This is a genomic window from Ruegeria sp. CE12 (genome assembly GCF_056537525.1).
The window spans coordinates 1-6,162 of the sequence record NZ_JBQFRS010000021.1 but is presented as its reverse complement, the minus strand read 5'-3'; the positions used below and the strand labels follow the sequence as shown (position 1 = coordinate 6,162).

Genomic DNA, 6,162 nt, shown 5'->3' with positions numbered 1-6,162 from the left:
CTGCGGTCAGCGTGGTCTTGCCGTGGTCAACGTGGCCAATCGTGCCGATGTTGACGTGCGGTTTTGTACGCTCAAACTTTTCCTTTGCCATTCCTCAGGCGCCCTTTTGCGATTTGGGGGACCCTTGGTCCCGTGGTTACATCTGCGCGCGCGAGATATTTGGTTCAAAGGGGAAAATCAAGCACATCCTGCGTTAAATCCCGTTTATGACGCCGGATTTTGCGTTACCTCGACGGAATCCAGTGGTTGGATCAGGTCGGGCCGCCTGTCGAACCATCCATTGTCCTTGTGTTCTTCGGCCAGCCACTCTTCAATTTTGTCAGCGATCTTCAGCGAAAGGCCCTGCATTTGCTCTTCTCGGGTTCTGGTATATCCGGAACCGATCAAATAGCTTTCTGTGGTTGTATCTTCCAGAACCTGGAACCGTTTATCCTTAGCCAAAATTTCTTTTTTGGTTGTGTCATAGACCACGACATCCACGATCGCGGCGCTTTTAGGGTTCACCGGAGGAATTGCCCCAGGTGCCAATGCGTATCCCCCGAGCCGGATACCAATATCTATTGTTTGACTACCGTCATACCGCCCCAAACGCGTTTCCACTGCGCTTTCAATTGCGGTTTTCCACTCTTCTGGAGTCGCGTCTCGAGACACAGGCCCTTGGACAGCATTCTCGGCGGTCGCGTAGTTGATGCCCAGTTTGAATTCGCCAAGTGACTCGGGTGGTTCATACACTTGCGTCTGTGTACACGCGCCCATCAGGGCTAGTCCGGTGATCAGGGTCAGAATGCGCAGCATGTGTCTCTTCTCGATAGGCCTGTTTTTCTTTGATCTAGCGCACCGATACGGTCTGTGCCAAGCCGTATCGGCGGAATTTCACTGTTGTGGCAGCCTGATCACGAAAACTTATAGTCCCGCGGGAAGCCATAAGGCGGCTTTTTCCCGACACTTGCACGCTTGGCCAGCCATTGGCTCATGTCAGCCTCGTGGCGGGTCTTATCGCCGCCCATGGACCATTTCAGGCCCTCTTCCCAGTTGAAAGTGGTAATGTCCGACAATCCACCATCCAATTCCAGAGTACCCTGTCGCCCACGCGCCATGTTGTACTTCTGCAGGCGCACACCCTTACCACGGGTCATCTCAGGTAGCTCTTCGGTTGGGAACACAAGGAACTTGCCGTTTTGCGACACGACGGCAACGTGATCGCCCGCAATCGGCTTACAGATCATCGCCGTCTCATCACCTTTGACGTTTAGCACTTGTTTGCCGTTTCGGGTCTGGGCCAGAACGTCATCCTCGGGCACCATGAAACCGTTGCCTGCATCCGAGGCGACCAGAAGCTTGCGCCCCGGCTTGTGGATCAGGATGTCGATGATCTGCGCCTCGTTCGGCAGGTCGACCATCAGGCGCAAGGGCTCGCCCATGCCCCGCCCGCCGGGCAGGTTTGCGGCACTGACGGTGTAGAACCGGCCATTAGAGGCAAAAACCAGCAGACGATCAGTCGTTTCTGCGTGGAAGATGAAACGCGGGCCGTCACCATCTTTGAACTTCAACTCGCGCTTCAGATCGATGTGACCGGTCATGGCGCGGATCCAACCCATCTGAGAGCAGACGACCGTGATCGGCTCTTTGTCGATCATCGCCTCAAGCGGCACTTCCTCGACCTGTCCGGCTTCGGCGAACTGGGTCCGCCGTGCGCCACCTTCGTAGTCTTTGCCGAAGGTTTTTTTGGTCTCTTTCAACTGTTCGGCGATCTTGGCCCATTGCAGGGCAGGATCGGCCAGCAGGTCTTCGAGATTGGCGCGTTCCAGCATCAGCTCATCGCGTTCGCGAACCAGTTCCATCTCTTCCAGACGGCGTAAGCTGCGCAGGCGCATGTTGAGTATGGCGTCGACCTGAACTTCGGACAACTCGCCCTCGCCCGCTTTGGGCGAGACATAGTCGGACTCGTCAGTGGCGCGGACATGGGTAATACCCCAATCCTCGCGCATCAACGCGGCTTTGGGGTCGTCGTCATAGCGGATGATATCGATCACACGGTCGAGGTTCAGGAAGGCGACGATAAAGCCCTCCAACACCTCAAGCCGGTGGTCGATCTTGGCCATGCGGTGACGCGAGCGGCGGATCAACACCTCTTGCCGGTGATCAAGGAAGGCCCGTAGCACTTCCTTCATCGAACAAACCTTGGGCGTAACCCCGTCGATCAGCACGTTCATGTTCAGGCTGAACCGCACCTCAAGGTCCGAGTTGCGGTAGAGCATGCCCATCAGCACCTCGGGGTCCACGTTTTTCGAACGCGGCTCAAGGATCAGGCGGATGTCATCGGCGGATTCGTCGCGCACATCGGCGAGGATCGGGATTTTCTTGGTCTGGATCAGTTCCGCGATCTTTTCGATCAGCTTGGATTTCTGAACCTGGTAGGGAATCTCAGTAACGATGATCTGCCACTGGCCACGGCCCAGATCCTCGACCTCGTATTTACAACGCAGACGGAATGAACCACGCCCGGTGCGATAGGCCTGAGCGATATTCTCGGGCGGCTCCACAATTACGCCGCCGGTCGGAAAGTCCGGACCGGGCACGTAATTCAGCAACGTATCATCGCGCGCGTCGGGGGTCTTGATCAGATGCAGACATGCATCGCAGAGTTCCGAGATGTTATGCGGCGGTATGTTCGTCGCCATCCCTACCGCGATACCACTGGCACCGTTGGCCAGCAGGTTCGGGAACTGTGCAGGCAGCACGACGGGTTCTGTCAGCGTGCCATCATAGTTATCGCGGAAATCAACGGCGTCTTCGTTCAGACCCTCAAGCAGCGCTTCGGCCACGATGGTCATCCGCGCCTCGGTGTATCGCGAGGCCGCCGGGTTATCACCGTCGATATTGCCGAAGTTCCCCTGCCCGTCGACCAGCGGGTAGCGGACGTTGAAGTCCTGCGCCAGACGCGCCATCGCATCATAAATCGCTGCGTCACCATGCGGGTGATAGTTACCCATCACGTCGCCGGAAATCTTCGCAGACTTACGGAACCCTCCGGTTGCGCTGAGTCGCAGCTCTCTCATCGCATAGAGGATTCGCCGATGAACCGGCTTCAATCCGTCGCGCGCATCGGGCAACGCCCGGTGCATGATGGTGGACAGCGCATAGGTCAGATAGCGTTCGCCAATCGCGCGGCGGAGTGGCTCGGCTATCTCGCCCCCGTTCTCAGGGGTCTCCATATTGGGGTCGTCGATCGTATCGTTCATATATGATGTGATACGCCGCAAGAGCCCGCTGGTAAAGCAAGCACAGCATATTTTGCTGGGGACAAGTCGCGCTTTTTGCAACAGGGGGAGACAAGTCCCGGATTTCCCCGCTTTTTCGACTCATCACGCGAAATATGGTAGGATCTCATCAATTGAACTGCTGCCTATTTTTGATGTTGCGATTACCGGGGGATGCGCCATGACGCGCCTGATACTTGTTACCTTTGCCATGCTTGGCTGGACCTTCTACGTGATGAGCGGAGGACCAGACTTTGAACCGCGCGGTATGCGCAGCGATAAGCCACAACAAATTGCGTCAGCACCGAAGCCAGAACCGAAACCTCTGGTTGCTGCTCCGGCTGAAGAACTGGTTACTCGGGCTGCCCTGCGCCCCATCAAACCGGCTGAGCCACAAGCTGAACCAGAATCTCCTCTGAACGAGGCAGATACAGATGCGCTGCTGGCGCAGGTAGCTTCTGGCCTGAGCACCAATCTGACGCTGTTTGATGATGACGGTGCTACATTTACACTGGCTTCTCTGGAACAAGGCGCCGCCGGGTTGCAACAAGTCGCCCCTGCGCCCCTAGACGAAACAGCCGAGACCGCCGTCCCCACAGAACCGGAAAAAGATATACGTGAGGTGTCGGGTACACGTGTGAACATGCGTGACGGCCCCGGAACGATCTATCCGATCATCGGCAAGGCAAGAATTGGCCAGAAAGTCGAAGTCCTAAGTGAATCCGGAACAGGTTGGCTGCGCCTGCGCGTGTTGCCAGAGCAACAGGTTGGCTGGATTTCGGCCTCACTGATCCGAAAAATCCCGAACTGACGCAGAGGTGACATTGCGCGACCGAAGACCTCGCAATAGCTATGAGCGAGGTACATCTTTGGGTAGGTCATGCAAAAATCCATCCTAATTACAGGCTGCTCCTCCGGAATCGGACTGGACGCGGCACACGGAATGCGTGCGCGCGGTTGGCGTGTTTTTGCCTCGTGCAGGCAGCAGCGCGATTGTGACCGCTTGCGGGCCCAAGGATTTGAAAGCCCTCGCATAGACTATACCGATACTGAGAGCATTACCTCAGGTTTGGCAGAAGTTATCGAGGCAACAGGCGGAACATTGGATGCGCTTTTCAACAATGGCGCACACGGGCTGCCAGGGGCTGTAGAAGATGTTCCAACGGATGGGCTACGCCACATCTTTGAAACAAATGTCTTTGGCTGGCACGAACTGACCCGCCAGGTTATTCCCGTTATGCGGGAACAAGGCCATGGTCGTATCGTGCAATGCTCTTCGGTACTTGGCCTTGTCGCGTTCCCTTGGCGCGGAGCCTATGTCGCGACCAAGTATGCCATCGAGGGTCTGACCGACACGATGCGATTGGAACTTCGGGACACAGGCATCAAGGTGATCCTGATCGAACCTGGTCCAATCACGTCCAAACTGCGCGAAAAGGCAATTCCAGTCTTCGAACGCTTTATTGATTGGGAGTCTTCTGCTCTGCGCGACAAATATGAAGGCTCACTTCTCAAACGCCTTTACGAGGATTCGGGCCCGGACAAGTTTGAATTGCCCGCTTCTGCCGTCACTGACAAGCTTGCCAAAGCGGTTGAAGCAAGGAACCCGAAGTCTCGTTACTATGTGACAACGCCTACATACATCGCCGGATACTTGCGACGTATCCTGCCGACCGGGGCGATCGACCGCATCCTTTCAGGCGTCTGAGACGAAATTACCTGTTCGCATTTTGCCCCATCAGGGCTAGATGAGGCCAAACGCAACAAAAACGCGGACGGTGGATTTATGGACCTTATGATGGTCGTCTTGTTGCTGGCCATGGCGGCAGTTGTCGTCGTGCTGGCTTTGGGCATTGCCAATTTTGGCAAAGGTGGCATGGCAGCCGCCAAGAAAAGCAACAAGATGATGCAACTTCGCATTCTCTTTCAATTCATTGCCGTGGTGCTGATCGTGCTCTACGTCTATTTGCGCGGACAGGGAGTGCAATAAGATGGTCGTACTGAACAAAATCTACACCCGAACGGGCGATGACGGAAAAACGGCACTGGGCAACGGTGAACGTGTCGCCAAGTATTCGGGGCGCGTGGCCGCCTATGGCACTGTCGATGAATTGAACGCTTTCGTCGGCGTCGCACGCCTGGAAGCTGACGGTGATTTTGACGCGGCTCTGGCTCGTATCCAGAACGACCTGTTTGATCTTGGCGCAGATTTTTGCCGCCCCGACATGGAACAGGATGCCGAAGCGGACTACCCGCCCCTTCGCATTGTACCGACCCAAATCGACCGGTTGGAAGCTGAGATTGATACGATGAATGAAACGCTTGAACCGCTGCGTAGCTTTATTCTGCCTGGCGGATCAAAACTCGCCGCCCATCTTCATGTTTGCAGAACCGTGTCGCGTCGCGCAGAGCGTCTTGCCGTCGAACTGACCAACATGGAACCCGTCAACGCGGTGGCCGTGAAATACCTGAACCGCCTGAGCGACTGGTTCTTTGTTGCGGCACGTTGTGCCAATAACGGTGGGCGCGACGACGTGCTGTGGGTACCTGGCGCGAACCGCTGAAGGCCCGGGTGTGGCTCGCGTTTTTGGAGCACTTGGAAAGACGTAAACTCGCGCTCTGGTTTGGGCTGAACTACGATCAGAGCGCAGTCCGAAGGAAACTTTGTTTCGTGCCCCCACGTAAAAAATAACGAAACGCGACGTCCCGACGCCATGACGTGACGATTTTGCCCTGTTGCGGGGCCACATGACCCGTTATCTAAGCCAACGAGAGCATTGGTGGAGTCGCTACGCGGCTTACCGTTTTTGTAAGGAGCAAGCGCAGAAATGAAGGTACTCGTGCCTGTCAAACGCGTGATTGACTATAATGTGAAGGTTCGCGTGAAAGCGGACGGTAGCGG

7 protein-coding genes are annotated in these 6,162 nt (G+C 56.0%); 4 read left to right on the top strand and 3 right to left on the bottom strand.

Annotated features, from left to right (window positions below):
* From ACR0IO_RS22695 to parC, 3 genes are all read right to left on the bottom strand, one after another.
* A partial coding sequence (locus ACR0IO_RS22695; RefSeq protein WP_215675807.1) for a GTP-binding protein occupies nucleotides 1–91 on the bottom strand: 91 nt, incomplete at its 3' end.
* 113 nt (nucleotides 92–204) lie between these two features.
* Entirely contained in the window at nucleotides 205–795 is a 591-nt protein-coding gene (locus ACR0IO_RS22690) for a hypothetical protein (protein WP_480745073.1), read from the bottom strand.
* Between the two features lie 98 nt (nucleotides 796–893).
* Nucleotides 894–3,242, bottom strand: a complete 2,349-nt coding sequence (gene parC / locus ACR0IO_RS22685) for a DNA topoisomerase IV subunit A (protein ID WP_480745071.1) — start codon at nucleotides 3,240–3,242, stop codon at nucleotides 894–896.
* Between the two features lie 199 nt (nucleotides 3,243–3,441).
* Here parC and ACR0IO_RS22680 point away from each other — a divergent pair, with 199 nt between their 5' ends.
* From ACR0IO_RS22680 to ACR0IO_RS22665, 4 genes are all read left to right on the top strand, one after another.
* The gene (locus tag ACR0IO_RS22680; RefSeq protein ID WP_480745069.1) at nucleotides 3,442–4,071 is read left to right on the top strand and encodes an SH3 domain-containing protein; all 630 of its coding nucleotides are present in this window, start codon (nucleotides 3,442–3,444) and stop codon (nucleotides 4,069–4,071) included.
* A gap of 69 nt (nucleotides 4,072–4,140) precedes the next feature.
* Nucleotides 4,141–4,968 (top strand): SDR family NAD(P)-dependent oxidoreductase, encoded by an 828-nt coding sequence (locus ACR0IO_RS22675; protein WP_480745066.1) that lies wholly within the window; start codon nucleotides 4,141–4,143, stop codon nucleotides 4,966–4,968.
* A gap of 78 nt (nucleotides 4,969–5,046) precedes the next feature.
* Complete coding sequence (locus ACR0IO_RS22670) at nucleotides 5,047–5,250, top strand: twin transmembrane helix small protein (protein ID WP_155134799.1); 204 nt, start codon at nucleotides 5,047–5,049, stop codon at nucleotides 5,248–5,250.
* Nucleotide 5,251: 1 nt separating this feature from the next.
* Nucleotides 5,252–5,824 carry a cob(I)yrinic acid a,c-diamide adenosyltransferase gene (locus tag ACR0IO_RS22665; protein ID WP_480745062.1) on the top strand — a complete coding sequence of 191 codons (573 nt, stop codon included), beginning with the start codon at nucleotides 5,252–5,254 and terminating at the stop codon, nucleotides 5,822–5,824.
* Nucleotides 5,825–6,162: the final 338 nt, after the last annotated feature.

Bases quoted from the DNA above. Each gene is read 5' to 3' on its own strand.
- ACR0IO_RS22670 (WP_155134799.1), top strand. From the start codon at position 5,047: ATGGACCTTATGATGGTCGTCTTGTTGCTGGCCATGGCGGCAGTTGTC.
- parC (WP_480745071.1), bottom strand. From the start codon at position 3,242: ATGAACGATACGATCGACGACCCCAATATGGAGACCCCTGAGAACGGG.
- ACR0IO_RS22675 (WP_480745066.1), top strand. From the start codon at position 4,141: ATGCAAAAATCCATCCTAATTACAGGCTGCTCCTCCGGAATCGGACTG.
- ACR0IO_RS22680 (WP_480745069.1), top strand. From the start codon at position 3,442: ATGACGCGCCTGATACTTGTTACCTTTGCCATGCTTGGCTGGACCTTC.
- ACR0IO_RS22690 (WP_480745073.1), bottom strand. From the start codon at position 795: ATGCTGCGCATTCTGACCCTGATCACCGGACTAGCCCTGATGGGCGCG.
- ACR0IO_RS22665 (WP_480745062.1), top strand. From the start codon at position 5,252: ATGGTCGTACTGAACAAAATCTACACCCGAACGGGCGATGACGGAAAA.